The sequence below is a fragment of the Nocardia rhizosphaerihabitans genome (genome assembly GCF_014646295.1).
In the GTDB taxonomy this organism is placed as follows: domain Bacteria; phylum Actinomycetota; class Actinomycetes; order Mycobacteriales; family Mycobacteriaceae; genus Nocardia; species Nocardia rhizosphaerihabitans.
Genome location: NZ_BMNE01000004.1, coordinates 347449 through 372974, shown reverse-complemented (window position 1 = coordinate 372974; position 25526 = coordinate 347449). Strand labels below are relative to the sequence as shown.

Below are 25526 nucleotides of genomic sequence, written 5' to 3'. Positions count from 1 at the left end.
GCAAACGTTCAGCCATCGAGCGGCGGAACGCGGAGTCCACGAGGGATCAGGGCAGGACCTGCGGGACCGACTCCGGGATGACCAGGCCGATGACCGCACCGATCACGGCGCCGGTCAGCGCGGTGGAGATCACCGACGGGATGGCGCAGAAGACGTAGCCGATGATGAACGCGGCCAGGGCGGGCACGCACATGATCGCCGCGGCGATCGCACCGATGGTCGCGCCTGCGGCGGCGCCGTTCTGGACCGGGTCGTGGTTGGCCTTCGACGGGTCGGTCGCGATGTTCTTCAGCTCGGTGCTGGTGTCGGCCGACAGCTGCGGGGCCATCGACAGGGTCTTGCCGTCCTCGGAGACCACCGAGGCGATCGCGATGGCGTTGCCGTCGACGGTGTTGAGCTTCAGCGGGACCTCGCCGACGGTGACGCCCGCGGCGGACACCACGGTGACGGCGTCGGGGGTGACGACGAACCGGGCGTTGTCGACGGTCGCGGAGATGGTGCGCAGGTCCGGCGAGACGACGGTGCGGAAGTCGACGCCCTCAGCGGCACCGGCACTGGACAGGCCGGTGGCGATCTGCGCCTGGCGCTCGGTGTCGATGTCGGCGGCGGCGGTGCCTGCGGTGACCAGCGAGGTGGCCACGGCCAGCGGCAGCGCGGCGACGAGCGCGCGACGGCCGACGCGAGTGATGTTGCGGTGGAACATGTTCGATGTCTCCCTCCCGATGCCCCCGGCGAATCCCCGAACCCCCCGGACGAATCGAAAAAATTCTCGATGTCGATTGACTCGAGATTTGTACCGGACAGACGGTGCCCATGGAAGGCACTGTGACGCAAGCCATATCAGCAAGGGGTTTCACAGTCCCGGTGACCGGGAAAAACCGCGTCCGCCACACCCTCCTGCACACCCGCAGCAATCCCCACGTGGCGGCCTTCCTCACCGAACTCTCAGACATCTCCCACGACCCGGCGCGAACTCTGCCGATACCGTCGGCGCCGTGATCGGAAAACGTGCTCGTGTCGCCTGTCTCGTCGCTGCTGTCGCGCTGGCGGGTGGTGGTATCGCCGCGTGCGCCGGGCAGGACAGCGCGCCGACGGGGATCGCGCTGGTCAACGCCGATACCGGGCCGACCGGAGAGCGCGTCGCCAAGGCCGTGCAGGACGCGGGCGGCTACGAGTGGACGGTGGCCGAGCCCGGCGAGATCGACGCGGCCGACTACGCCGCGGTGATCACCCTGCCCGCCGACCTCACCGCATCGATGGCGACACTGGCGACGCCGGAACCCAAGCGCGCCAAGGTCACCGTGAGTACCCACGAGGACGCCGACAGGGACACGGTCAACGGCGCCGTCGACGCGGTGACGCACCGGATCGGCGCGTCCGGGGTCGACGCCGCGCTGGCCGCGGTGTCGCAGGCCCGCAATCAGATGACCTCGGTGCAGTTCACCGCCCAGCTGCTCAACGCGGGCGTGAACGCGGCCGCCGACGGCGCGAGTCAGTTCAGCGGCGGGGCCCAGGAGATGCTCGGTTTCCTCGACTACGCGAAACAGGGTGCGGGACAGCTCACCTCGGCCATCGAACTGCTGAACCAGACCGTCGACGGCGCCGCCAAGCAGGCCACCCAGCTCGCCGACGCGCTCGGCGCCACCGGCGTCACCATCGCCGGCGTACAGCGCAGCGCCGCCGCCCTCGGCACCGGCCTCGACCAGATCCTGCCGCCGCTCAAGGCCCTGCCGATCGCCAACGACCCCCAGCTCGCCGACATCATCGTCAAACTCGAAGCGCTGCGCGGAGTTTCGAACCAAGCCGGTGCCCAGCTGGACGGCCTGAGCGAATTGACCGGCGCCGCAGTAGATCCCAACACCGACCTCGGCACCCTCCTGCGCACCGTCGTCGACCGCCTCAACAGCGCCCGCGACCAGCTCACCCAGGGCGCCGAACTCGCCAAGGGCCTGCCCACCCTCGCCGAACAGGGCGGTGCCCAACTCCTCTCCGCCGTCGAACAGCTCACCGGCGGCGTAGGCGCCCTCCAGAACATCGTCGGAAACCTCACCACCCAAACCGGCAAGGCCCTCGACGCCCTCCCCCCACGCGGCACCGCCCAGAACTCCGCCCTCGCCCTCGCCCTCACCGACCCGGTCGAAGTCGTCCGGGAATAGGACCCAGAAGTGCCGATATCCTGGCGGTAAGCTCACCAGCATGACGATCCAGCCGACGGATTCGCTGCCTCATCTGATGACCGAGGAGCAGTACCTGCGGCTGCCGGAGGCGGCGGCGCGTGAGATCGAAGTGGTCCACGGGCACGTCATCGTCAGCGAATCGCCGACGCCGGAGCACAATCGCATCGCCCGCCGCCTGGCCGACGCGATGGAGCGGTTGCCGAGCACCGAGCCGTGTCTTCGGATCGACACCGACATCGACGTGGTGCTGTGGAGGGTACTGAAGTTCACCTTTCGGCGTCCTGACGTGGTGGTCTACCGCTGCCTGGACAAACCGGGGGCGAAGCCCGAAGCCACCGATGCCTTGATCGTGGTCGAGGTGTCGTCACCGTCCACGGCCGCCGAGGACCTGCTCGACAAGAAGGCGCAGTATGCGCGCGTCGGGATTCCGCTCTACCTGGTGGTCATGCTGGACAGCAAGTTCGGGATCGACGAGGTGCTCGAGTTCCGTCTCGACGCGCATGCCCGCGAATACAGGCTGCACCAGATCCATCGCGGCACCGTCGCGCTCAGCCACGTCGTCGTCGGCGAGATCCCGATGGCTGAGCTCACTCGCTGACACAGACAACTGTGGCCGGGTTCCGATCGGAACCCGGCCACAGTGTTGTTCAGCAGGTCAGTTCGCGTCGAGCAGGTCGATGACGAAGACCAGGGTCTTGCCGGACAGGTTGTGGCCTGCGCCGGCGGGGCCGTAGGCGAGCTCCGGCGGGATGGTCAGCTGGCGGCGGCCGCCGACCTTCATGCCGGGGATGCCGTCCTGCCAGCCCTGGATCAGGCCGCGCAGCGGGAACGTGATGGATTCGCCACGGTCCCACGAAGAGTCGAACTGCTCGCCGGTCTCGAACTCGACGCCGACGTAGTGCACCTCGACGGTGCCGCCGGGCACCGCTTCCTTGCCTTCGCCCTCGACGAGGTCTTTGATCACGAGCTCGGTGGGCGCGGGGCCCTCCTGGAATTCGATCTCCGGCTTGGTCATTCGGCTATCCCCTTCGATAGTTTCAGTTCGGACTAACGGCCAGCGATGTCACGGTAGTCACGCTCACCGTAACCGGTGTAGATCTGGCGCGGGCGGCCGATCTTGAGCGGCTCGGAGTGCATCTCACGCCAGTGGGCGATCCAGCCGGGCAGGCGGCCCATGGCGAAGAGCACGGTGAACATGCGAGTCGGGAAGCCCATGGCCCGGTAGATGACGCCGGTGTAGAAGTCGACGTTCGGGTACAGGCGACGCGAGACGAAGTAGTCGTCGGTGAGGGCGGCCTCTTCGAGCTGCTTGGCGATGTCGAGCAGCTGGTCGTCGCCGCCGATCTTCGACAGGATCTTGTCGGCGGCCTGCTTGACCAGGGTGGCGCGCGGGTCGTAGTTGCGGTAGACGCGGTGCCCGAAGCCCATGAGCTTCACGCCGTCTTCCTTGTTCTTGACCTTGCGGATGAATTCCTTGACGTCGCCGCCGTTGGCCTTGATCTCGTCGAGCATCTCGAGCACGGCCTGGTTGGCGCCGCCGTGCAGCGGGCCCCACAGCGCGTTGATGCCACCGGACACCGAGGTGAACAGGTTGGCGTCGGAGGAGCCGACGAGACGCACGGTCGAGGTGGAGCAGTTCTGCTCGTGGTCGGCGTGCAGGATCAGCAGCATGTCGAGCGCGGCGGCGATCTCGGGGTCGACCTCGTAGGGCTCGGCCGGGAAGCCGAAGGTCATCCGCAGGAAGTTCTCGACCAGGCTCAGCGAGTTGTCCGGGTAGAGGAACGGCTGGCCGACCGACTTCTTGTACGAGTAGGCCGCGATGGTGGGCAGCTTGGCCAGCAGGCGGATGGTGGACAGCTCGACCTGCTCGGGGTCGCGCGGGTCCAGCGAGTCCTGGTAGTACGCCGACAGCGCGTTCACCGCGGACGACAGCACCGGCATCGGGTGCGCGTTGCGCGGGAAGCCGTCGAAGAACCGCTTCAGGTCCTCGTGCAGCAGGGTGTGGCGGCGGATGCGATCGGTGAAGTCGTCGAGCTGGGCCTGGGTCGGCAGCTCGCCGTAGATGAGCAGGTAGCTGACCTCGATGAAGGTCGAGCGGCCCGCCAGCTGGTCGATCGGGTAGCCGCGGTAACGCAGGATGCCCGCTTCACCGTCGATGTAGGTGATGGCCGACTTGGTCGACGCGGTGTTCATGAAACCGGGGTCATAGGTGACATAACCGGTGCTGGCCAGCAGCTTGCCCAAGTCGAGTCCGTCGTTGCCCTCCGCGGCCGTGGTGACCGAGATCGGGAACTCGCCACCGGGGTACTGCAGTACCGCCTTGGCGTCTTCGGCGACGTTGGTGATGTTCTCAGCGGGCACGGAAGGATCCCTCTCAGGCTAGAACCGTAGGCACCGATGCGGTCGGCACGCGGTGCACTTGCGCTAACGCTAGCTGTTGTTCGGAGCAGACAAGCAATCAGGGTTGTCCTGTGCTGTCCTCACACCGGGGCCGATCGACGGTGAGGTCGGCGGGCATGCGGCGACCTGCGCCGATCCCCTGTTCGCCGCCGTCGCGAGCCGGTGCCGGCGGCCGCGGGAAGGCGCGTCGGGCGCAGACCGGCAATCAACACGTATTCCCTTCTCGCACAGTTCATTTGACCAACGATTCGGACTGCGCGCGAGTCACCCGGTACCGCACGAAGGCGGGGAAGGCCAGCGCCGCCAGCGCCACCCCGATCACCACCAGGACACCGCCACCCGCGGCAGCTACAGCGGTACCCAGGCTCGCCGCGGCGAAACCGTGGGCAACATCACCGATCCGCGGCCCACCTGCGACAACCACGATGAACACGCCCTGCAGCCTGCCGCGCATCTCGTCGGTGGACACGTTGAGCAACATCGCCGTGCGCAGCGCCGCCGAGATCATGTCGACCGCACCGCCCAGTGCGAGGAACGCCACCGCGATCCACAGCCACACCCCGAGCCCGAACAGGTGCCCGGCCAGGCCGACCGCAACGCCGAACCCCACCATCGCCACGCCCCACACCGCGATGCATACGATCACCGCCAGGCCCTGCCTGCGGATACGCGGCACCCAGCCGGAGAAGACACCGCCGAGCACCGCGCCCGCCGAGATCGCCGCGAACAACAGGCCGAGCGCCACACCGCCCTCGGCCGGATCGTGGAAGGTCTCGTGCGCGATCTGCGGGAACAGCGCGCGCGGCATGCCGAACACCATGGCGATGATGTCGACGACGAAGGAGGCGAGCAGGATCCGCTGCCCGGTGAGATAGCGGAAACCGTCGACGACGGCGCGCAACCCGGCCCGGCGCTGATCACCGGTCGGCGGGAACGCGGGCAGTTTCCACACCGCCCACACCGTCGCGAGCAAGGCGATCGCGTCGATCAGATACAGCGTCGGCAAGCCGAGCACCGGAATGAGCAGACCCGCCAGCACCGGTCCGGCGATCATGCCGACGTTCTGCACGGTCATGCTCAGCGAACTGGCCGCGGCGATCTGCTCGGGCGGCAGCAGCCGCGCGATGGCCGCGCTGCGGGTGGGCTGGTTGACCGCGAAGAACGCCTGCTGGGCGGCGAACAACCCCAGCACCAGCCACACATTGGTCATCCCGAGCGCGGCCTGCACCCAGAACGCCACCGCGGTCGCGCCGGTGCCGGCCGTGGTGATGATCAGCAGCGTGCGCCGGTCCATGACGTCGGCCAGCGCGCCGCCCCACAGCCCGAACACGACCAGCGGGACCAGGCCGAACAGGCCGGCCAGGCCGACATAGCCGGAGCTGCCGGTGATCTGGAAGATCTGCTGCGGAACCGCGACGACCGAGAGCTGCGCACCGATGACGGTGACGATGTTGGTGGTCCAGAGCCTGCGATAGTCGGGATTGCGCAGGGGTTCGGTGTCGGCGAGCAGCTTCACTCGCCGCAGATTAACCATCTCCGCGCGATCGGAGAATGGATGCGCGCGGTGACTTACCCCACCACTCGTTAGGGCTGCAAACGTTCCACGGTTGTGCCTGTGGCCTCGATCCGCGCCACGATCCGGTTGTGCAGCCTGCCCCGCCTGCCCTGCCAGAACTCCACTTCGTCGGGCCGCAGCAGGTACCCGCCCCAGAACGGCGGCACCGGGATGTCGTCGACGTCGGCGAAGCGGGCCGTTGTCTCGGCCAGCGCCCGGTCCAGCTCGGCGCGCGAAGTCACGGGCCGCGACTGCTGCGAGGCCCAGGCCCCGAGCCGCGCGTCACGTGGCCGCGCCTGCCAGTAGGCCGCGGTCACCTCGGCGGACACCCGCTCGGTCACCCCGCGCACATGGACCTGCCTGGCGAGCGCGGGCCAGACGAAGGAGGCCGCGGCGTACGGGTCGGCGGCGAGCTGGTTGCCCTTGGCCGAGTCGTAGTTCGTATAGAAGGTGACGCCCTCCGGCGAGAGTCCCTTGCACAGGACGGTGCGGGCGACCGGGCGCGGAGCCGGACCCGTCAGGGAGACCGTGGCCAGCACCATCGCATTGGGTTCGGCGACGCCGAGACCGCGCGCCTGCTCGATCCAGCGGCGCAGCAACGGTTCCCAGCCACCTGCCACCCAGGACTCGTCGAGATCGGCTTCCTCCGGCTCCGGCAGGTGGGCACCGTAGTCGACGCGCATGGCGGCGAGGTCGGCCGCGGTCGCGGGTTCCTGGTCACGCATGAGCACAGACGGTACGCCGCAGGGGCGACGCTACTACCCGGTATCCCCAGGGCTATGGTTCAGAAAGATCGGCATGCCCCTGCAAGGAGAGTCACCATGACTACCAGCTCGGTACCACAGGATTTCGTCAGCGGATTGGAAGGCGTGGTGGCCTTCACCACCGACATCGCCGAGCCGGACAAGGACGGTGGCGCGCTACGGTATCGCGGCGTCGACATCGAGGATCTGGTCGCCAACCGGGTCACCTTCGGTGACGTGTGGGCCCTGCTTGTCGACGGCCAGTTCGGCCACGGCCTGCCGCCCGCCGAGCCCTTCCCGCTGCCGGTGCACACCGGTGACGTGCGCGTCGACGTGCAGGCGGGCCTGGCCATGCTCGCCCCGATCTGGGGCTACGAGCCGCTGCTCGACATCGACGACGAGACCGCCCGGGAGAACCTGGCCCGCGCCTCGGTGATGGCGCTGTCCTATGTCGCGCAGTCCGCGCGCGGCATCTATCAGCCCGCCGTTCCGCAGCGCAAGATCGACGAGTGCACCACCGTCACCGAGCGGTTCATGACCCGCTGGAAGGGTGACCCCGACCCGCGCCACACCGAGGCGATCGACGCCTACTGGGTCTCGGCCGCCGAGCACGGCATGAACGCCTCCACCTTCACCGCCCGCGTCATCGCCTCCACCGGCGCCGACGTGGCGGCCTCGCTGTCCGGCGCGATCGGTGCCATGTCCGGCCCGCTGCACGGCGGCGCGCCCGCCCGCGTGCTGCCGATGATCGAAGCGGTCGAGCAGTCCAGCGACGCACGGGCGCTGGTCAAGGGCATCCTGGACCGCAAGGAGAAGCTGATGGGCTTCGGGCACCGGGTCTACCGGGCCGAAGACCCGCGCGCCCGCGTGCTGCGCGCCACCGCCAAGCGCCTCGACGCGCCCCGCTACGAGGTGGCCGCGGCGCTGGAGCAGGCCGCGCTGGCCGAGCTGCGTGAGCGTCGTCCGGACCGGGCGATCGAGACCAATGTCGAGTTCTGGGCCGCGGTGATCCTGGACTTCGCCGAGGTCCCCGCGCACATGATGCCCGCCATGTTCACCTGTGGCCGGACCGCGGGCTGGTGCGCGCACATCCTGGAGCAGAAGCAGCTGGGCAAGCTCGTCCGCCCGGCCGCGATCTACACCGGCCCGGGCCCGCGCACGCCGGAAGAGGTGGCCGGCTGGTCCACCATCGCGCGCGACTGAGCCTCCCTCGCATCTGACCGGGCGCCGGTCGGCACACGGTGTGCCGACCGGCGCCTGGCTCATTCTCGGCTAATGGTCGCTTCACCTACTTGCTGCGCAATCGACCTGCGAGAACACGTTCAGCACGCACCGCCCTTGGTAGGGCGATACGATCCGGGCGAACGTGATCGGCAAGGGGTGGATTGTGCAGGACAACGGACTGTCGCGGCGTCGCCTTTTCGGCGTCTGCACTGCATTCGCGGCCAGCGTGATCACCGGATGTACTGCCGCACAGGGCGATTCAGCTCCCGTGCCGCCAGGTCGAGCAGCGGTCGAACCGCTCACCGCGCAACCGATCTCCACCGCGATCACCCCGCCCGCGACGGTGCCGCCCGCGGTCTCCCCCGCCGCGATCGCTGCCCGGCACGCGGGCGCGCAACCCCACACCTGGGGTGTCGCACTACCCGGTATCACCAGCAGTTTTCCCACAGCGGGCAAGCAGCTCGCGCTCACCTTCGACGCCTGCGGCGGACCCGGCAACAGCCAGCTCGACCAGGCTCTGATCGACCTGCTGATCGCCGAACAGGTCCCGGCGACCCTGTTCCTCAACAAGCGCTGGATCGACGCCGACCCCACCCGCGTCCAGCGCCTCGCCGAAAACCCGTTGTTCGAGATCGCCTCCCACGGTGTCGCCCACAAACCACTCTCGGTCACCGGCCGCGCCGCCTACAACATCCCGGGCACCGTCTCGGCCGAGGAGGCCGTGCACGAGGTGTGGGCCAACCACGAACGGATCACCGAACTCACCGGCAAACCACCGCGGTTCTTCCGCGCAGGCACCGCCCACTACGACGATGTCGCGGTCGCCATCGTCAACGAACTGGGCGAAACACCCCTCGGCTTCACCATCAACGCCGACTTCGGCGCGACGGCGTCAGCGGCCCAGGTCCGGCGCGCGATGAGCGCGGCCATCCCGGGCGGCATCGCCCTCGCCCACATGCACCGCCCGAAATCCGGCACGGCGGCGGGCATGGCCGCGGCGATCCCCGCACTGCGCTCGGCGGGCTACACCTTCGTCCACCTGTAGTCGCGGTTCTCACCGGAATTCGCGTAGCAACGCCGTAGCTCACCTTTGGCAACACAGGTTGTCGAGCTCCGGAAAACCTGGGTGAGCGGTAGCTCGTTCCGGTGGCTCAGGTCAGGGCGGAGAAGTCGATGGCGACGGAGCTGCCCCGGTCGACGGTGAAGAACGCGGCATCGAGGCGAGCGCCGAGTTCGATCTGGCCGACCGCGGCCAGTGGTACCGGCTGAATGAGGCGCACCCGCCATGGCGTCGGTTCGTCCCAGGCGCGGAGTTCGAGGTCGAGGCGCAGGACCGGATCGTCGCGGCCGGTGTAGTCGGCGGCGATCGGCGCTACCGCGAGCACGGTGGCCTCGGCACGCCTGCCGTTGGCCAGGATTTTGGCGGCCGCGCTCCGGCCGGACTGCGGGATCTCGGGCACGAACAGCACCACGCGCTCGCGGTCGCCCGGGTCGACCCGGCATCCGACGGTATCGCCGGGCTGCATCCATTCCAGGTCCTGGCTACGCACCCGCTGTCGCACCCGCGCGTCGTAGGCGAGCTCACCGGGCACCTGCACCCGCACGGAGAACCGGTAGCCGCATTCCCCGCGTCGCGACCGCACCGACATCACCGTCGCGGTGGCGGGTAACCCCCTGATCAGCAATTCCCGCCGGGAACTCTCGGCAAGCAGCCCCGGCCGCCTCCCGAACACCCAGGCAAACCGGTCGAGCAGGGTCCGACCGGGGTCGACCGCAACGAGGCTCATAGCAAAAGAGTAAAGCGAACGCCCTACTCACAAGGGCAAATTCCCCGCACTCCCGCACCACACCACACATCCGCGGTCGCGTCTCGTCGCGGACATCCACACCGCACCCGTGTTCGCGCGCTGCCTCTCGATACCGATGTTCGGTGTTCGGTCGGTACCGAACACCGAATCAGCTGACGGAAGGCTGGGTGCTCCGATCTGGTCCGATCACGATCCTCGAACAGCTCGTACCAGTAGTTCGTGGACGAGTTCGATGTCGTCGAGTTCGGTATCTACGCCTTCTGGAACTCTGCGGACAAGTTGAAGGGTGCCTGCCTTTCGCTTGCCGAAAAAGAGGTCCACATGTTGCTCGACGTCACTCTTGAGCTGGTCGCCGGCAGCCCCCAGTTGCGCGCGCGCCCTCGGACCACACACTCGATCCAGAGTGAGGCGGATGATATCGAGAAGGTCGGTGGAGGCCTTGTCGGTGCCACGGTCGAACGTTGACTGCAGTTTCATCGCGACCAGCGGTCCGGGTTCGGCGACCGCCACGATGATCTCATTTCCATCCTGAGCTCGGATGAGCACGGCGGTAGCAGTATCGGCGGCCCAAGCATGGGAGAGGACGTGAAGGCGGCCGGTCGGATCCTCCGGGAGCGGGTCGAAGTCTGCATCAGATACTTCGAGAATATCGACTTGGACTTCGCCCAGCGCTGTTGGAATGAGCACTCCCGCAGGTCCACTGGCCCGGCCGGTACTGGTCACGAGCACCTGCAATTGACTCGGCTCCCCGGCACGACGGCGGTTGACCGTGTCGAGATCGCTCGTCGCGCGATGCGGGCCGGACACCCGGCAGATGACGGCGAGGCCTCCGATGACAACAACGGGCTTGCCCGTGCGGGCTTGCGTTTCGGGAATGGCATGGACCAAGGCGGTCATCGATGCACCCGCAAGGTCCACGATCGGGCTACCAGACACGCCGGTGTCCTCGAGGTGGACTCCACAGGTCGAGGACCTCGCGGCCGCGGCCCGGGTCCTGCGCCAGATCCAACGCCACGAACAGCGGGTCGGCCAGCGGCCAAGAGCCACCCTGGCCGACCCTGTGGTGGCAAACGAACCCGAGCGGCGCGGCGCGCAGTGTGGCGGCCCGATCGGCGCGGCTACGCGCCGTGCCCAATAATTTCGCAGCCCGTCTCAGAACCCGTGGGTCTTGCACGTAAAAGTCGAGGGGGCTGTCTGCGCGCGCTGCGATCGGCGCTCCATACGCGGCGGCGGCATGTGTGTCGCTGAGTGCCCATCCGGAGCGGGCTAGATCGTCGCGATTGACCCTGAGCGCGTCATTGACGGATTGATCATCGGTCGGAATCTGTGCAACATCGACCGCCTCGGGCTTCCACGCCGACGCCAGTTCCCAGAACAGCTCTGGAATTGCCGGGAGGTTGTCGACACCGACGAGTCCGGCAGCGCGCATTCCGGATACGGCTGCAGACACTGAGCTCGGTGCACGACCGACCTCCTGGGCGAGCTTCCGAATGCGGGCAGGCTTGTCCGGGTCGAGCAGCATGAGGGCCGCCACCTCGATGCCAACCCGCCCGGCGAACGGGTCGGCTCCTCGGGGTGCGTCATGTGCTGGGACAACGTTGGTGTGGACAAACAATCCGGGCGCGCTGAGATGGAGTTGCCCCCGAAGGTCGAGCCAGCTCCACCCTGCCCGGCTCAGTCCAGCCCGCGCATCCTCGGTGATACGCGAAGCAACAACGATCGGCACGGCATGACTGCGCTCCGCAGGAGTTGTCGCATTCCGAACAAAGTTCGGGAGCTCTTTGGAGGACAACAGCGACACCCGCTTGATGTCGAGGGGCAGAGTGTGCCCGTCGGGAAGCCTCAAGTAGGCGTCCGGGACGACAGGTTCCCCATCTGAGCTCGACGGAACAACGACGGTCAAGCCGATAGGAGCCACAGCGTCAGCGAGCCTGACAATGGCCTCGTCCTCGTCTGGTGATCGCATCTCCCTATCATCGAGAATGTTCGGTGGTCGGTCAATACCGAACACCGAACATTCCAAACTCGTGGTGTCCCGCCTCACAGCACCACCCCCACCCCGACAACGCCAAGCCCCCCACCACTAAACTCACCCCCATGACCAGTGCGTTCCCGACCATTCCCGCCGACCTCAAGCCCGCCGACGGACGGTTCGGCTGCGGCCCGTCCAAGGTCCGCCCGGAGCAGCTGCAGTCCCTGGTGACTGTCGGCGCCTCGGTGTTCGGTACCTCGCATCGCCAGAAGCCGGTCAAGGACGTGGTCGCGCGCGTGCGCAACGGCCTGCGTGAGCTGTTCTCGCTGCCCGAGGGCTACGAGGTCGTGCTCGGCAACGGCGGCACCACCGCGTTCTGGGACGCGGCCGCGTTCGGCCTGATCCGCGAGCGTTCGCTGCACCTGACCAACGGCGAGTTCTCCTCGAAGTTCGCCTCGGTCGCCAAGGGCAACCCCTTCATCGGTGACCCGATCGTCGTCTCCTCGGAGCCGGGCAGCGCGCCCGAGCCCGTCTCGGACCCCTCGGTCGACCTCATCGGCTGGGCCCACAACGAGACCTCGACCGGTGTGTCCATCCCGGTCTCGCGTCCGGTCGGCTCGGAGAACGCCCTGATCGCCATCGACGCCACCTCCGGCGCGGGCGGCCTGCCGGTGAACATCGCCGACTCCGACGTCTACTACTTCGCCCCCCAGAAGTGCTTCGCCGCCGACGGTGGCCTGTGGATCGCGATCATGAGCCCGGCCGCGCTGGCTCGCGTCGCGGAGATCAAGGAATCGGGTCGCTGGACCCCGGAGTTCCTGTCGCTGCCGATCGCCATCGACAACTCCACCAAGGACCAGACCTACAACACCCCGGCGCTGGCCACCCTGCTGCTGTTCGCCGACCAGATCGAGTGGATGAACGCCAACGGCGGCCTCGACTGGACCGTCAAGCGCACCATGGATTCGTCCTCGCGCCTGTACTCGTGGGCCGAGTCGAGCTCCTTCGCCACCCCGTACGTCACCGATCCGGCGCACCGTTCGCAGGTCGTCGGCACCATCGACTTCGACGACGCCGTCGACGCCGCCCAGGTCGCCAAGATCCTGCGCGCCAACGGCATCGTCGACACCGAGCCGTACCGGAAGCTGGGCCGTAACCAGCTGCGCGTCGGCATGTTCCCGGCGATCGACCCGGAAGACGTGTCGCAGCTGACCCGTTCGATCGACTGGGTCGTCGGCCAGCTCTGAGATAAGACCGCAATCAGGGCCGGTGCCCGGTGAACCTTTTTCGGTTCGCCGGGCACCGGCCCTTTGCATGGAGTTCGCAACATTTGCTGACGAGCACTCGATCGCCCGGCGGTATTTGATGTTGATCCATCACCAAAATCCCTGCACACGACCAGGATTCGTGTGGTGAGCCGATCAGATTAGCGGGACCTGGCGTCCCGGTGCGCGATTTCGGTCGTGCGTGTCTGCTGCCGCGGGCAAGTAATGTGCACTACTGTCTAGGAAAGTGGGCGGTGTCGTAGCCGACGCGATAGGGAGGTAACGGTGCGTGAACTTCGAGTGATCGGGGTGACGCCCGACTCCACGCACATCGTGTGCAGTGACACCGAGTCCGGCACCAAGTTCCGGTTGCCCGCCGACGACAAGCTCCGCGCGGCGGCGCGCGGCGACCTCGCACGATTCGGCCAGATCGAGATCGAAACGGAAGCATCTATGCGTCCTCGCGATATCCAGGCCCGTATTCGAGCCGGAGCGTCCGTCGAGCAGGTCACGGCGGAGTCCGGGATGCCGGCCACCAAAGTCGAACGTTTCGCCTACCCGGTGTTGCTGGAACGCGCACGCGCCGCCGAACTGGCGCAGAAAGCGCATCCGGTCCGCCCCGACGGTCCCGCTGTGGAAACGCTGCACGAGATCGTCACCGCGGCTTTCGCCGAGCGCGGCCACACCATCGAACAGGCCGAATGGGATGCCTGGAAAGACGAAAAGGGTTTCTGGGTCGCCCAATTGCAGTGGCGCCACGGGCACTCCGAGATCGCGGCGCACTGGCGCTACCAGCCGGACGCGCACGGCGGCTCGGTGTCCCCGCTCGACGACCCGGCCAACGACCTGATCGATCCCGATTTCGGTCGCGCCCTACGCGGGCTCGCCACCATCCTGCCCACCCCGGCGGAGCAGGCCGCACCGGTCGTCGAACCGCCGACCCCGGTGGAGCCGCGCCCGCGCGAGCAGGTCGCCCCGACCGCGCGTCCGGCGAGCCGTCCCGCCCAGCCGACGCTGGACGAGTACTACGAGCAGCGCGCGGTCGCGGCCGGTGGTGGGGCGGCGGCGATTCCGGCCGCTCCGGTGCCCGCTGCGCCGATCCCGGCCGTTCCGGCTGTTCCGGCGACGCCGAGTCAGCCTGTGGCTCAGGCACAGGACAAGGAGCCGGCGGCGAAGGAACCGGCGCCGGAGAAGCCGGCCGCGAAGCCCGCCGCAAAGGCCAAGCGCGGCAAGGCGCCGATGCCGTCCTGGGAAGACGTCTTACTGGGCGTCCGCAGCTCCGGGCACTGAGTAGTTACCCACGCTCTCACTCCGGGCTCGACCGAATCGCCAGATCTCGCAAGGACATGGGTAACTCGCCGGGTACGAGCTGACGCGACTCGCTCCTGCCCGACAGCCGCCGACGCCGCGGGGCTACCCACCTGGGTCTGGCTCGAATACGCGGAGAGGCGGTGACTGTGCATTCTGCTTCCACCCTCTGGTATGTCGATACCCCGGATCCAGTGGCTGTATTGCGGGACCACCCCGAACCTGATCCGGCCGCCGCTGCCGCGTTGGTCGGGCAGTTGTATGCCGAGCACGATGTGCTGCCGATCATGATCGGGACGCTCAACGGGTGTGCCGCACCGGATCGGGACGAGGTCTACATCGGGTGCTATCCGGGGCTGACCGTCGTGTGCACGGCCGAGGCGGCGCTGGTGCGGCCGACGAAATTGCCGGATCTGCTGGTGCGGCCGCTCGCCTCCGAGCAGACCTATCTGGTGTCGTTCGACGAGACGCTGCACTGGGGTGCGTTCGCGCATTGGGAGCGGGGCGAATTCCGGCGCTCGTACAGTTCCACCCGGGTCGACATCCTGGAGAACGAAGGGCTGCCGATGGTGTGGGAGCGGCCGTTCTGGGCGGGTGAGCATCCCGTGCCGTGGTGGGGTGGCACGCATCCGGGAGCGCAGTCGCTGCCGTTCGATCCCCCCGACTTCGCCGACGCGGCCAATGCCGAATGGCTCGGCTTCCACTACCGCACGCCCGCCGAGCCGGGCGACCTCGCACCGGCCGACCTGGCGGTCTGCGGGTTCACGCTCTATCCGAAGGGCCAAGCACCGCAGCCCCAGCCCACACAGGGCGCGCGGCCGGGCGCGGCCACCCGGCGCAAGCGGGGCCTGTTCGGCTGGCTGCACCGCACCGACCGGGTGCTGTGACGGAACTCAGCCGCTGAGCTCCTCGACGATCACCGCCAGCCAGCCTGCCACCACGCCGATCGCCGCGCCGGCCAGCACCCACCGCACCACCGGCGTGAACCGCCAGCGCCACGCCGTCGGCGCCACCCCGATCGCGGCGACCAGATTCACCGCGACCGCCAGCAGCGGATGCACCGCGGCCAGCGCGGCCCCGAACGCGTAGACCGCGACCGCGCCGAGCACCGCGACCAGCACCACCACGGTGCAGCCCGCCACCCAGGGCACCGAATCCGGTTGGGCGCGATAGGGACCGTCCGGCTCCTGCCTCACGATGTCCGCACCCGCTCGTAGAAGGCCATCGCCGCCGCGGTCGCCACGTTCAGCGAATCGGTGCCGGGCGACATCGGGATCCTGGCGCGAACATCGGTGGCGCGCATGGCTTCCTCGGTGAGTCCGGGTCCCTCCGCGCCGAGCAGCAGCGCGACCCGCTTGCCCGTCATCGCCGTCGCCAGATTCACCGCGGCCGGATCCGGGGTCAGCGCGATGATCTGGAAACCGCGCTCGCGCAACAGGTCGAGGCCACCCGGCCACGACGGCAGCTGCGCGAACGGCACCCGCAGCACGTGTCCCATCGAGACCCGCACCGCGCGCCGGTAGAGGGGATCGGCGCACCGGTCGCCGAACAGCACCGCGTCCGCGCCGAGGCCCGCGGCATTGCGGAACATCGAGCCCAGGTTCTCGTGGTCGTTGACGCCTTCGAGCACCGCGACCGTGCGTGCGCCGTCGAGCACCTCGGCGGGCGTCAGCTCGGCCGGGCGCGGCGCGACGGCGAGGACACCGCGGTTGAGATGGAAGCCGACCACCTCGGCCATCACCTCGGCACTGGCCCGGTAGTACGGGATGTCGCGGCCTGCCAGGTCCCCGGCCAGCGGCTCGTAGCGTTTCCCGACACCGAGCAGCGCGCTGGGGGTGAACCGGGAGCCGAGCATGCGCTGCACGACCACCACGCCCTCGGCGATGACCAGGCCTTTCCGCCCCGGCAGGTCCGGCCTGCGGTCGGCGGAGGACAGGTCACGGAAGTCGTCGACCCGAGGGTCGGCGGGGTCGTCGATGTCGATCACTTCGGCCACTGGACAATCCTGGCATGATGGACGTATGAAGATCGTGCAGTTGATCTTGAATATCCTGTGGGTGATCCTGTGCGGCTTCTGGATGGCCCTCGGCTATCTGCTCGCGGCACTGATCTGCTTCATTCTCATCATCACCATTCCGTTCGGCATCGCCTCGTTGCGGCTCGCCGGATACGTGCTGTGGCCGTTCGGCCGCACGGTGGTCGACAAACCAACCGCGGGCGCCGGCTCGCTGATCGGCAACGTGATCTGGTTCATCTTCGCGGGCTGGTGGCTGGCGATCGGCCACATCGTCACCAGCGTCGCGCTGGCGATCACGATCATCGGACTGCCGTTCGCCTGGGCGAACCTCAAGCTGGTCCCGCTGTCGCTGTTCCCGCTCGGCCACGAGGTCGTCGACGCCGACGACGCGCGCGCCGCGCACTGATCACTCGGATTCGGCGACGATCTGGTTCATGATCTCGACGGCCCGGTCCAGGATCTCGATCTGCTCGGGCTCCAGGCGCGAGAGCTGATCGGTCATCCACGCCTCGCGGGCATGCGTCTCGTCGGCGACGAGCGCGCGCCCGGCCGGTGACAGCGACACGATGATCTGCCTGCCGTCGGTGGGGTGCGGACGGCGTTGCACCAGATCCAGGTCCGACAGGGAGGCGATGACGCGCGTCATCGACGGCGGCTGCACCCGCTCCTTGCCTGCCAGCGCCCCCGGCGTCATCGCGCCATCACGCGCCAGCGTCGCCAGAGCCGACAGCTGGGTGAGCGAAATCTGCGCGTCGGCACGGCGGCCGCGCAGATGTCGCGTGAGCCGTACGACGGCCAGTGAGAGATCACCGGCCAGGGCACGGACGTCCGATGGCGTTGTCACAGTGCAGAACTCTACGGTACGGCCGCGCCCCCTGACGGGTTTCACGCGGCTACTGTTTGGGTATGGATATCGGCCACGTCAGTTCCGAGATGCCCGCGCTGCCTCGCCGTCTGGTAGATCCGCGGCCGGTCGTCGCCGTCGGTTTCGTCGCCTGGCTCGTGGCTGCGGTGCTGGTGTGGCTGAATCCGGCCTGGTCAGAGGCCCGGTCGGTGTGCCTGATGGGCCTCGCGGTCGGCGTGCTCGGCCTGTCGATCTTCCTCGCGCAGCGCCGGTCGGCCCGGCGCGGCGACAAGGGCGCCCAGGTGGGGCTGCGGACCGACTAACCGGTCACCTCGAATTCGGCGCTCGTCCCGGTGACCGGACGCAGCGCCCCGTCGGCGCCCAGCGCGTCGGCGTAGTGCACGAACCGGTGCACCCCCGGTGTGGCCGCCGTGGGGATGTCCCAGGTGAATCTGGCGATCGAGATCGCGTCGCCTTCCTTGCGCCAGTGGAATCGCACGTCCCACTCCCCCTCGTTGGCCACCCGTGTCCAGTCGCCCGCGCCCGTTCGGCGCTGCACCACCAGGAACGTGTCGCCCCGGCGCGGATTGTGTTTCGGATGGGCCGAGACGAACTCGACCGCCACCCGCTCCCCGCGCCGGCTCTGCGCGGGCGGCTGCACGAGGACATCGCCGAAGGCGCGGCCCTGCGGTGTCGCGTCCGGGCCGGGGGTCGAGGCGAGGTTCGGTTGCAATGCCGAGACATCGCGGGGCGCCGGACCCCGGCCGATCGCCCCGCCCGCCACGAACGCCGCGGCGAGCCGGGTGAATTCCTGGAGGTAGGCGCCCAGCGTGTAGCGCCCGAACAGGGTCGAGGCGCCCTCGTACTGCTGTGCGTCGTACTCCTCGGGCGTGGTGACGTATTCGTGGTAGGAGTTCGCGTAGCCCTGCAGCAGCACCTGTTCCGGGTCGACGCCGAGCGCCGCCGCCACCGCCCGGCGCACCCGCAGACCGGCGACGATGGTGAATTCAGCACCGGCGGCGGCCAGATACAGCCCGCCGATGCGGATCAGCTGGATCGGCACCACATTCGGCACCCACGGCACCGGCGGGAGCAGACCGAGCGGCACCGCGATCGCCTTGGGCGCCTGGGCATCCGCGAGCCAGGCCGGATGCGGCTGGTCGATCCCGCCGAGGAAGTCCACCAGCGGATTGCGCACGCCCTCGGGAATCGGTCCGCCGGGCAGGCCGGGACCGTCCTCGACGCTGCCCGCGATCAGCGAGACACCGGCGGCGGCGGGCGAGGTGCGCCGCGGTGCGCCGTCAGGAGTGAAGCGGCCGTCGACGGTGACATCGGCCAGGTCGATGTAGCACAGCAGCGAGTCGACCGCGCCTGACATCGCAACAGCTTGCGCTGCGGCCCTTTTCGACGCCGCGTACTGGCGTTCGCCGAGGATCCGGGTGTTCTCGAACTCGTCGGTGGTCGGCCCGTCGCCCGGGGCGAGGTTGAGATTGGGCGACATGTCACCGGCATTGGTCTGTGCGAACGCGGCGATATAGGACGGCGGACCGTCCAGATGTCGCACGCCGTGTTCGATGTGCTCGGCGGCGAAGCTGGCGTAGCCCTTGTTGTCCGAGCTGATCAGGCGGTTCGCGTTGGTCATGGAGGTGTTGTGGGTGGCGAACCAGGTCAGCGCGCCGACCTCGCGGCCCGCCCTGATGAAGACCAGCGTGGTCACCGCCGGGTCGACGGCGCCGGGGAACACCGCGCGCTCGGCCTCGGGATTGCGCTCGAAGGCGACGCGGGACCGGTTCACGCTGGCATCGTGCAATTCGGTGCGACCCAGCGCGATCGCGCCCGGCCCGAAGTCGGCGTCGGCCGCGGCGATCGCTTCGACGATGCCGTCGACCTCGGCGTCGTACACCTGCTGCTGAAACCCGAGCGTCGCCAGCGTGTAGGCGTAGTCGTGCGCGGAACCACCACAACTGGAATGGGTGTGGGTGGAGGTGAGCACGACATTTCGCTCGGTATAGCGATCGCCGAATCGCTGTGCGAGCGCGAACAGTACACCGCGATGGACCGACCCGAACACCGCGCCGTTCTCCACCGATACGTAGGCGATCCGATTTCCGCCCGCCCCGATCACGAACGCGCGCGCCCGCGGGCGCAGATGAATTCCGGCGGTGGCCTGATCGAGTTGCGAGTAGCCCATCATGCCGCATTCCGCGGCGGGTCCGGTGAGATCGGCGATACCGAGACCGAATTCGAATCCGTCCGGTTTCGGATTCGCGTGCGCGGTGGGCGTTCCCGTGCCGGCGATCACGGAGACGGCCGGGACGGTGGCCATACCCAGCGCCGAAGCGGTGAGGACGGTACGGCGGGACATGGGCATCAGGCGACTCCTTCGCAACTTCCGTTTCGGAGACAACCACACCAACTGGTCAGATGTCCAGAACTTTCTCGCGGACCGGCGAATTGACTGTTTGCCACGCGAGCGCTTAACTCGCACACGTGTCCTCCCGATTGAGCGTCGAAGAACGACGAGCCCACCTGATCGAGGCAGCGATCGGTCTCGCCGAGAAAAAGGGCGTTGCGGGCGTGACCACCCGCGATGTCGCCCAAGCGGCAGGTGTCTCGCTCGGTGTGGTGCATTACTGTTTCGAAAACAAGGACGCGCTGATGACCGAGCTGGTCAAAGCGTTGTCCATGGAATTGCGCGATTCCGTCGATGCGGATGATTCGATCTGGGCCGATGCCGGAACAGGAAAAGAAGCGCTTCAGAAATTGGTGCGCGGCGCACTGGAACTGATGTGGCGCAACATCGAGGCCACCCCGGAACGTCAGCTGCTCACCTACGAAACGACAACCTACTCGCTGCGCGAGGGTGAGACGACACCGGCCAAGATCGCGATCGCCCGCGAGCAGTACGCGTTCAACGACAGCACCGTCGCCGACGTGATGGACCACTGCCGGGAAGCCACCGAAACCACCTGGAACACTCCCATCACGGAGCTCAGCCGGTTCATCCTCAACGTCATCGACGGCATCGTGTTGCGCTGGCTGGTCGACGACGACAGCGAGGCCGTGCAGTCCCAACTCGATCTGCTCGCCGAGATGGTCACCGCGCACGCGCGTTAGCCGCGCGGTACCTGGACGTGCACGGCGTCGTCGGTGTGCCACCACGGCACCCGGACGGTGCCCGACAGCGCGCCGCGCAGGTACACCTCGAGTGTGTCGTGCAGGACCAGAGCGCCTCGGGTGTCTGCCGGTGACCACAGCTGACGCAGCACCACGCCCAGCGGGTCGGCGGCCCAGGTGGTTCGTCGGCCGGTGCCGAGCACCTCGGCGCTGAGCTCCTCCGAGACCAGGGGCAGATCGAGCAGGGAGGCGAGTGCGCCCGCATGGGCGGTGTCGCCGGCCACCAGTCGCTCGGGCGGGACTACCAGGCCGAAGCAGGGCTGGTCGAGGACCATGGCGGCGCCCGCGTCGACGACCGCGCCGGACAGGGCACGGACCTGCTCGGGGAGATCCAGTTCTCGGGGGTCGAGCGCGCCGGTTTCGACGGCGGCGGCCAGGCGGGCGTGGGTGTGGGCGATGACTTCGGGCGACGGGGTTTTCGACGGGTCGGCGAGGGCGTCGAGGAGCTCTTCCGCGAGTTCGGCCGACATCACGTCCGGGCGGACCAGGATCGGGCGCAGGACGTCCAGATCCGGCCCTGCGATGCCGTCGACGTCGAAAGCCGGGAGCAGTCCTGCGAATTCGTCGTCTGCGGGGTGCCGGAGGCGGCCGAGAGCGATGCCGTCGATGTGGGCGTGGCGGTGCAGCCACCAGGCGGTGTAGCCGTCGCGGTCGGCGAGCAGGGCGCGGGTGCGCGGCTCGGACAGCAGGTGGCGAAGCGCTGTGGGCCAGCGGTTTTCGTCGACCAGATCGAGGTCGCGGACGGCGGCGAGCTCGCGGGGATCCGCGGAAAGACTGTCCCACCAGTCGTGTTCGTCGTCGAGGTCGTGGTCGGGGCCGATCGGGTCGGGGTCGGTGAGGACCGCGAAGTCCCAGCCGACGCCGATCGCGCGCAGGGCCTGTTCGCCGTACTCGGCGACCACATCGTCGGCGACGGTGCCGAACGGCGAGTCCGCTTCCAGGACGGCGGCCAGCGGGGCGCCGGGGAGCAGCAGTTCGTCGGCGGGGCGCAGTTCGCCTGTCTCGTCGGGCAATTCGAGCAGACCGAGCCAGGCGGGCAGCATCTCCGGTGTGGCGAACGGGGCCAGGTGCAGGACCGCGTCGACGGTGTCGGGGTCGGCCGGGTCGTGCTCGAGCAGGTCGCGCAGGCCCGGATCGGTGAGCAGGTCCTCCGCGGTGGCGCTGCGGGCGCCGAGGCGGGCCAGCAGGGCGTGCGTGGCGTCCGGGTGGACCAGGCGGGCCCAGTGCACCGGGACAGCGACGGTGAGCTGGTCGTCTAGCACGACCGTGCGCGGCCCGGTGACGAGCCTGCCGTCCGCCAGCGGCACCGCGAGCGCACCGAGCTCCTCGGCGGTCACGGTGTCGACCACGAACGGTTCGAGCGCGGCGTAGAACCGCTGCCACCAGTGCGGTTCCCGATGCAAGCCGCTCGACAGGTCGGCCAGGGCCGCGGGGCCGAGACGATGCACGTCGAGGACGGACAATTTCTCCTGCTGAGCGCGGCCGGACAGCTCCGGGATCACCAGGGGGCCGGTGATATCGGCGAGAAGGGTCGCCAATTCCGGCGTGAGGTCGGGGAATACGCTCGCGCGGGTGGGGATGCTGCCGGGAGTTTCTGCGCGGGTGCGCGGCGTCTGAGTGGGGCTGCCCTCGGTGAATGCATGGAGCTGCGCCGGTTCCAGCTCGCTCGGTTCCAGTTCCCTCGGGTCCAGCGCGGACGGTTCCAGCTCGGCGCGGGGAGTGGGGCAGACAGGGAGCCAAGGGTGGGCGCGGAGTTCGGTGATGACGGCTTCGCGGAGGAGGCCGTCGGCTTCGCTGCGGGCGAACCCGGGAGCCGGGACCAGGACGAGGCGGTCGCGGGGTGGGAGGGCGCGGGCGAAATCGGCGTAGCCGGTGGCGATCTCGGTGAGACGGGCGCCGGGCAGGAGGCGGCGGCGATCGGGCTGCATGGGGATGTCGGCGACCAGGGTCGCGGGGAGGGACAGTTCCTCGTCGGAGCGGGTCGGGGCGCGCAGGACGTCAGGAGCGGTGGCGACGGGACGTCCGTCGCGCAGGGGCAGCAGCCAGCGGGCCCTGGGGGTGCTGTACTGCCACCAGCGCTGGGTGATGCCACTGGACTGGGTGATGGCCAGCTCGGTGAGGCCGTCGACGCCGAGGTCGGTGACGGTGCTGCTGAACTCCGCGTCAGCGATCCGGATGCGGTGCAGGGCAGGGAGTTCCAGGAGGAGGTCGGGTGCTTCCGCGCGCATCGCGTCGAGCAGGGCGTCCGCGTCCACGTCGTCGCGCAGGTGGACGACGATCTCGGTATCGGCGCCGGTGACCGGGGTGGTCGGTACCGGCCAGGCCAGGCGTAGCACCGGTGGCGCGATCGCCGCCAGATCGTCGGGGACCTGGATTCCGATGTCGTGCAGTGCGTTCAGCGTCGCGACGCGGGAGAAGCGGATCGATCCGGTCGTGGAGCGGACTTCGATCTCGTCGCCGACGGACCGCACCGCTGTGAAGCCGACACCGAACCGCCCGACCTGCTCGACATCGGCCTTCCCCGAAGCCCGCAGTGCGGTCAGCGCGTGCACACCGGAAACATCCAGCGGCACACCCGTATTGGCGACATGCAGGCGCCCGTCGAGCACCCGCACGCTCAGCTCACCCGCCACCCCCGCCTTCGCGGCGGCATCGGCGGCATTCTGCGCGAGCTCGGTGAGCACCCGATCCCGGTAGCCCGCGGCCACCAGATCCGCCTCACTCGCACTGTCCTCACGAAGCCGAGTCGGCGAATCCCGCCAGGCGGCAAGCACTCCGGCACGCAGCTCCGCGGTGCCGAAGGGGTCCGCCGAACCGTTCAGCGCGCCACCGACGATCCGTGCTCACTCACCGAATCGCCCGCACCCGCAGCACCGGACTCACCGCCCGCAGCCTCCTCAGCCTGCGCACCGTTCGCGGTACCCGACTCAGCCGACTCCACCGCGATGCCTTCGCCGCCCGTTTCGGAATCACCCACAGCCGCAGCACCCGAAGCAGATTCGGCCAGGATGCCCTCGGCGCCGGTAGCAGGGTCGCCCGCCGTCGAATCGGCGTCAGCCTTCGCAGCCGAGGCGTTGTCGACAGCGCCTGCCTCGGCGGCAGTTTCAGCGCCGGGAGCCTGCGCCTCCGTGGCAGCGGTCTCGCCGGACTTCGCTTCATCACCCGATGCAGCGCTCTGCGCAGCTGCGGCAGGTTCAACATTCGATGCTGCCTCGGTGGCCGGGGCAGCCGCAGCGACAGTCTCCGCAGCCGGGGCGGACACGGCTTCCGAGGTCAGCTCCGCGGCCACGACCTCGTCGGCCGACTCCGGGCGGGCACCTTCGGCGAGCGCCGCGCGTTCGGCGGCGGCCGCGTCGGCAGCTTCCGCCTCGGCGGTCTCCTGCGACTCGGTGGGCTGTGCGGGCTCGACGGCGGCCGCTGCCTCGGCTTCGGCCGCAGGCCGCACGATCTCGACGAAATCCACGGCGTGGTCGTCGAAGGCTTCGTAGCGGGGCGAACCGTTGCCGCTGGGGGCGACCACGTCGGAGTGGGCGCCGCAGCCGTATTCGATGTGGACGACGTGGCCGTCGGCGCCCATCGCGTTGCCGCAGACGCCGAAGGACTCGCGCAGGGCGCCTGCCAGGGGCAGGTAGAAGCCGCACAGGCCGCAGGTGGAGGGGGCGGCCTTGGCCATCTCGGTGTCGGGGCCGAACTCGGTGTACCAGCGCTGGGCGGCTTCGAGGCGGCCTTCGAGGCTGAGCACCTGGGTGCGGCCGAGGCCGATCTCGTAGGCGACCTCGTCGACGATCGGGTCGCCGGTGGCCACATAGCCGGGGACCAGGCGCGGATCGTCGGCGGGCGGGGCCAGCAGGTCGCCGGGGCCGAGGTCGCCGGGGCGCACGCGCTGCTCCCACGGGATGAAGTCGGGGGAGATCAGGGCGTCGGGGCCCGGCAGCAGCGCCGACTCGCTGACCGTGGCGTACTCGGCCTCCGGCGGCGCGGCGACGACGACGGCCCACTGCCAGCCGCGGTAGCCGGGCAGGGTCGCCTCGAACCGGTGGGTGGCTGCCGTCTCGTCCTCGGCACTCACCCCCAGATGGACTCCTACCCCGTCGGGTTCCAACTCGACGAGCGCACGACGTGCGACTTCGGCCGCATCGGCCAGAACAGGACGCACGCCGGACTCCGAAACAGATACTGCGCTCACGGCATACATTTTGCCGTATGAAGTGCAATCGGAGTTCGTTGGCCGTCGCAGTGCTGGTCAGCCTGCTCGGCGCGGCGGCTTGCGGCGGCTCGGAAGAGCCTGGCCCGCCGCGCTGGCGCGTGGAGGTGATCGGCTCGTCACCGCACGATCCGGGCGCATTCACCCAGGGTCTCGAGGTCGTCGACGGCGTCCGCTACGAGAGCACCGGCATGTGGGGCGTGTCGAGCGCGCGGGCCGCCGACCAGGCCACCGGCGCCGAGACCGCGCGCGTCGACCTGCCGGATCCGATGTTCGGGGAGGGAATGACCAGGGCGGGCGCCATCGTCTGGCAGCTGACCTGGAAGGACGAGGTCGCCATCGCGCGCGACCCGGTCACCCTGGCCGAGACCGGCCGCACCCGCTACGAGGGCGAGGGGTGGGGCCTGTGCGCGCAGCCACAGCGGCTGGTGATGAGCGACGGCACGCCCACCCTCACCTTCCGCGATCCGGTGACCTTCGCGAAAACCGGCTCGGTGACCCTGACCGGCTACCGCGACCCGAAGCCGAACGAGCTGGACTGCGCCCCCGACGGCACGGTGTACGCCAACAACTATCCCTCCGACGAGATCCTGCGCATCGACCCGGACACCGGCCAGGTGCTCGCCGTCATCGAGGCGGGCGGCTTGCTCAGCCGCGGCGAGCGGGCAGGCACCGATGTCCTCAACGGCATCGCGCATCTGCCGGGCACCGACCGGTTCCTGCTCACCGGCAAGTACTGGCCGCGCCTGTTCGAGGTGCGGTTCGTGCCGAAATGACGCGATGTGGCCGACACTGCCGCGCCGCGAGTGAACGCCGTGCGCGCGCGTGCGCC

At 68.9% G+C, this 25526-nt stretch carries 25 protein-coding genes; 11 read left to right on the top strand and 14 right to left on the bottom strand.

All coding sequences use genetic code 11. The features are described from left to right. Positions 1-46: 46 nt before the first annotated feature. Positions 47-703, bottom strand: a complete 657-nt coding sequence (locus tag IEY60_RS19325) for a DUF8020 domain-containing protein (RefSeq protein WP_189030250.1) — start codon at positions 701-703, stop codon at positions 47-49. A gap of 292 nt (positions 704-995) precedes the next feature. Between IEY60_RS19325 and IEY60_RS19320 the strand changes: the two genes are divergently transcribed. After that, complete coding sequence (locus IEY60_RS19320) at positions 996-2156, top strand: YhgE/Pip domain-containing protein (protein WP_189030248.1); 1161 nt, start codon at positions 996-998, stop codon at positions 2154-2156. Between the two features lie 40 nt (positions 2157-2196). Beyond that, a complete protein-coding gene (locus tag IEY60_RS19315) occupies positions 2197-2775 on the top strand; it encodes a Uma2 family endonuclease (protein WP_189030246.1) in 579 nt (192 codons plus the stop codon). A 57-nt stretch (positions 2776-2832) separates the two neighbouring features. On the opposite strand, the gene IEY60_RS19310 is transcribed toward IEY60_RS19315, so the two are convergent. The 4 genes from IEY60_RS19310 to pdxH all read right to left on the bottom strand — a co-directional run bounded on the left by IEY60_RS19310 (position 2833) and on the right by pdxH (position 6857). Beyond that, on the bottom strand, positions 2833-3192 hold the full coding sequence (locus tag IEY60_RS19310) for an FKBP-type peptidyl-prolyl cis-trans isomerase (RefSeq protein ID WP_189030244.1): 360 nt from the start codon (positions 3190-3192) through the stop codon (positions 2833-2835). Positions 3193-3224: 32 nt separating this feature from the next. After that, positions 3225-4538 carry a citrate synthase gene (locus tag IEY60_RS19305; protein ID WP_189030242.1) on the bottom strand — a complete coding sequence of 438 codons (1314 nt, stop codon included), beginning with the start codon at positions 4536-4538 and terminating at the stop codon, positions 3225-3227. Between the two features lie 271 nt (positions 4539-4809). Then, a complete protein-coding gene (locus IEY60_RS19300) occupies positions 4810-6111 on the bottom strand; it encodes an MFS transporter (protein ID WP_189030231.1) in 1302 nt (433 codons plus the stop codon). 50 nt (positions 6112-6161) lie between these two features. Beyond that, entirely contained in the window at positions 6162-6857 is a 696-nt protein-coding gene (pdxH, locus tag IEY60_RS19295) for a pyridoxamine 5'-phosphate oxidase (RefSeq protein WP_189030229.1), read from the bottom strand. A 96-nt stretch (positions 6858-6953) separates the two neighbouring features. On the opposite strand from pdxH, the gene IEY60_RS19290 reads away from it, so the two are divergent. Then, a complete protein-coding gene (locus IEY60_RS19290; RefSeq protein ID WP_189030227.1) occupies positions 6954-8078 on the top strand; it encodes a citrate synthase 2 in 1125 nt (374 codons plus the stop codon). Between the two features lie 163 nt (positions 8079-8241). Then, positions 8242-9144: a polysaccharide deacetylase family protein gene (locus tag IEY60_RS19285; protein WP_229739954.1), complete on the top strand. Its 903-nt coding sequence runs from the start codon at positions 8242-8244 to the stop codon at positions 9142-9144. A gap of 106 nt (positions 9145-9250) precedes the next feature. On the opposite strand, the gene IEY60_RS19280 is transcribed toward IEY60_RS19285, so the two are convergent. From IEY60_RS19280 to IEY60_RS19270, 3 genes are all read right to left on the bottom strand, one after another. Further along, entirely contained in the window at positions 9251-9886 is a 636-nt protein-coding gene (locus IEY60_RS19280) for a hypothetical protein (protein WP_189030225.1), read from the bottom strand. Between the two features lie 207 nt (positions 9887-10093). Further along, a complete protein-coding gene (locus tag IEY60_RS19275) occupies positions 10094-10804 on the bottom strand; it encodes a prevent-host-death protein (RefSeq protein WP_189030223.1) in 711 nt (236 codons plus the stop codon). Positions 10805-10832: 28 nt separating this feature from the next. Continuing rightward, positions 10833-11918: a transcriptional regulator gene (locus tag IEY60_RS19270; protein WP_189030222.1), complete on the bottom strand. Its 1086-nt coding sequence runs from the start codon at positions 11916-11918 to the stop codon at positions 10833-10835. An 86-nt stretch (positions 11919-12004) separates the two neighbouring features. Here IEY60_RS19270 and serC point away from each other — a divergent pair, with 86 nt between their 5' ends. The 3 genes from serC to IEY60_RS19255 all read left to right on the top strand — a co-directional run bounded on the left by serC (position 12005) and on the right by IEY60_RS19255 (position 15339). Further along, positions 12005-13126, top strand: coding sequence for a phosphoserine transaminase (serC, locus tag IEY60_RS19265; RefSeq protein ID WP_189030220.1), 1122 nt, complete (start codon positions 12005-12007; stop codon positions 13124-13126). Positions 13127-13429: 303 nt separating this feature from the next. Then, the gene (gene sepH / locus IEY60_RS19260) at positions 13430-14434 is read left to right on the top strand and encodes a septation protein SepH (protein ID WP_189030218.1); all 1005 of its coding nucleotides are present in this window, start codon (positions 13430-13432) and stop codon (positions 14432-14434) included. A gap of 161 nt (positions 14435-14595) precedes the next feature. Further along, entirely contained in the window at positions 14596-15339 is a 744-nt protein-coding gene (locus IEY60_RS19255; RefSeq protein WP_373291737.1) for a DUF6928 family protein, read from the top strand. Between the two features lie 6 nt (positions 15340-15345). On the opposite strand, the gene IEY60_RS19250 is transcribed toward IEY60_RS19255, so the two are convergent. Both IEY60_RS19250 and IEY60_RS19245 read right to left on the bottom strand, forming a co-directional pair. Continuing rightward, positions 15346-15648 carry a DUF2537 domain-containing protein gene (locus IEY60_RS19250; RefSeq protein WP_189030216.1) on the bottom strand — a complete coding sequence of 101 codons (303 nt, stop codon included), beginning with the start codon at positions 15646-15648 and terminating at the stop codon, positions 15346-15348. Then, positions 15645-16448: a TrmH family RNA methyltransferase gene (locus IEY60_RS19245; RefSeq protein ID WP_189030214.1), complete on the bottom strand. Its 804-nt coding sequence runs from the start codon at positions 16446-16448 to the stop codon at positions 15645-15647. The genes IEY60_RS19250 and IEY60_RS19245 overlap by 4 nt, the downstream gene beginning before the upstream one ends. Positions 16449-16473: 25 nt before the next feature. Between IEY60_RS19245 and IEY60_RS19240 the strand changes: the two genes are divergently transcribed. After that, the gene (locus IEY60_RS19240; RefSeq protein WP_189030212.1) at positions 16474-16875 is read left to right on the top strand and encodes a YccF domain-containing protein; all 402 of its coding nucleotides are present in this window, start codon (positions 16474-16476) and stop codon (positions 16873-16875) included. On the opposite strand, the gene IEY60_RS19235 is transcribed toward IEY60_RS19240, so the two are convergent. After that, positions 16876-17313 carry a MarR family winged helix-turn-helix transcriptional regulator gene (locus IEY60_RS19235; protein WP_189030210.1) on the bottom strand — a complete coding sequence of 146 codons (438 nt, stop codon included), beginning with the start codon at positions 17311-17313 and terminating at the stop codon, positions 16876-16878. A gap of 62 nt (positions 17314-17375) precedes the next feature. Here IEY60_RS19235 and IEY60_RS19230 point away from each other — a divergent pair, with 62 nt between their 5' ends. After that, complete coding sequence (locus tag IEY60_RS19230; protein ID WP_189030208.1) at positions 17376-17636, top strand: DUF2530 domain-containing protein; 261 nt, start codon at positions 17376-17378, stop codon at positions 17634-17636. Here IEY60_RS19230 and IEY60_RS19225 read toward each other — a convergent pair. Further along, positions 17633-19684 (bottom strand): neutral/alkaline ceramidase, encoded by a 2052-nt coding sequence (locus tag IEY60_RS19225; RefSeq protein WP_189030206.1) that lies wholly within the window; start codon positions 19682-19684, stop codon positions 17633-17635. The two genes, IEY60_RS19230 and IEY60_RS19225, sit on opposite strands and share 4 nt — an antisense overlap. Before the next feature lie 119 nt (positions 19685-19803). On the opposite strand from IEY60_RS19225, the gene IEY60_RS19220 reads away from it, so the two are divergent. Next, positions 19804-20430, top strand: a complete 627-nt coding sequence (locus IEY60_RS19220) for a TetR/AcrR family transcriptional regulator (protein ID WP_189030205.1) — start codon at positions 19804-19806, stop codon at positions 20428-20430. Here IEY60_RS19220 and IEY60_RS19215 read toward each other — a convergent pair. Both IEY60_RS19215 and IEY60_RS36680 read right to left on the bottom strand, forming a co-directional pair. Continuing rightward, complete coding sequence (locus tag IEY60_RS19215; RefSeq protein WP_189030203.1) at positions 20427-23264, bottom strand: sacsin N-terminal ATP-binding-like domain-containing protein; 2838 nt, start codon at positions 23262-23264, stop codon at positions 20427-20429. The two genes, IEY60_RS19220 and IEY60_RS19215, sit on opposite strands and share 4 nt — an antisense overlap. A 44-nt stretch (positions 23265-23308) precedes the next feature. Next, positions 23309-24676 carry a DUF3027 domain-containing protein gene (locus IEY60_RS36680; RefSeq protein WP_444543801.1) on the bottom strand — a complete coding sequence of 456 codons (1368 nt, stop codon included), beginning with the start codon at positions 24674-24676 and terminating at the stop codon, positions 23309-23311. Positions 24677-24693: 17 nt separating this feature from the next. Here IEY60_RS36680 and IEY60_RS19205 point away from each other — a divergent pair, with 17 nt between their 5' ends. Beyond that, complete coding sequence (locus IEY60_RS19205) at positions 24694-25470, top strand: glutaminyl-peptide cyclotransferase (protein WP_189030199.1); 777 nt, start codon at positions 24694-24696, stop codon at positions 25468-25470. Positions 25471-25526 lie beyond the last annotated feature (56 nt).

Coding starts and splice junctions, on each gene's coding strand:
- IEY60_RS19325 (WP_189030250.1), bottom strand. CDS start 703: ATGTTCCACCGCAACATCACTCGCGTCGGCCGTCGCGCGCTCGTCGCC.
- IEY60_RS19315 (WP_189030246.1), top strand. CDS start 2,197: ATGACGATCCAGCCGACGGATTCGCTGCCTCATCTGATGACCGAGGAG.
- IEY60_RS19310 (WP_189030244.1), bottom strand. CDS start 3,192: ATGACCAAGCCGGAGATCGAATTCCAGGAGGGCCCCGCGCCCACCGAG.
- IEY60_RS19300 (WP_189030231.1), bottom strand. CDS start 6,111: ATGGTTAATCTGCGGCGAGTGAAGCTGCTCGCCGACACCGAACCCCTG.
- pdxH (WP_189030229.1), bottom strand. CDS start 6,857: ATGCGTGACCAGGAACCCGCGACCGCGGCCGACCTCGCCGCCATGCGC.
- IEY60_RS19290 (WP_189030227.1), top strand. CDS start 6,954: ATGACTACCAGCTCGGTACCACAGGATTTCGTCAGCGGATTGGAAGGC.
- IEY60_RS19280 (WP_189030225.1), bottom strand. CDS start 9,886: ATGAGCCTCGTTGCGGTCGACCCCGGTCGGACCCTGCTCGACCGGTTT.
- IEY60_RS19275 (WP_189030223.1), bottom strand. CDS start 10,804: ATGACCGCCTTGGTCCATGCCATTCCCGAAACGCAAGCCCGCACGGGC.
- serC (WP_189030220.1), top strand. CDS start 12,005: ATGACCAGTGCGTTCCCGACCATTCCCGCCGACCTCAAGCCCGCCGAC.
- IEY60_RS19240 (WP_189030212.1), top strand. CDS start 16,474: ATGAAGATCGTGCAGTTGATCTTGAATATCCTGTGGGTGATCCTGTGC.
- IEY60_RS19230 (WP_189030208.1), top strand. CDS start 17,376: ATGGATATCGGCCACGTCAGTTCCGAGATGCCCGCGCTGCCTCGCCGT.
- IEY60_RS19225 (WP_189030206.1), bottom strand. CDS start 19,684: ATGCCCATGTCCCGCCGTACCGTCCTCACCGCTTCGGCGCTGGGTATG.
- IEY60_RS19205 (WP_189030199.1), top strand. CDS start 24,694: ATGAAGTGCAATCGGAGTTCGTTGGCCGTCGCAGTGCTGGTCAGCCTG.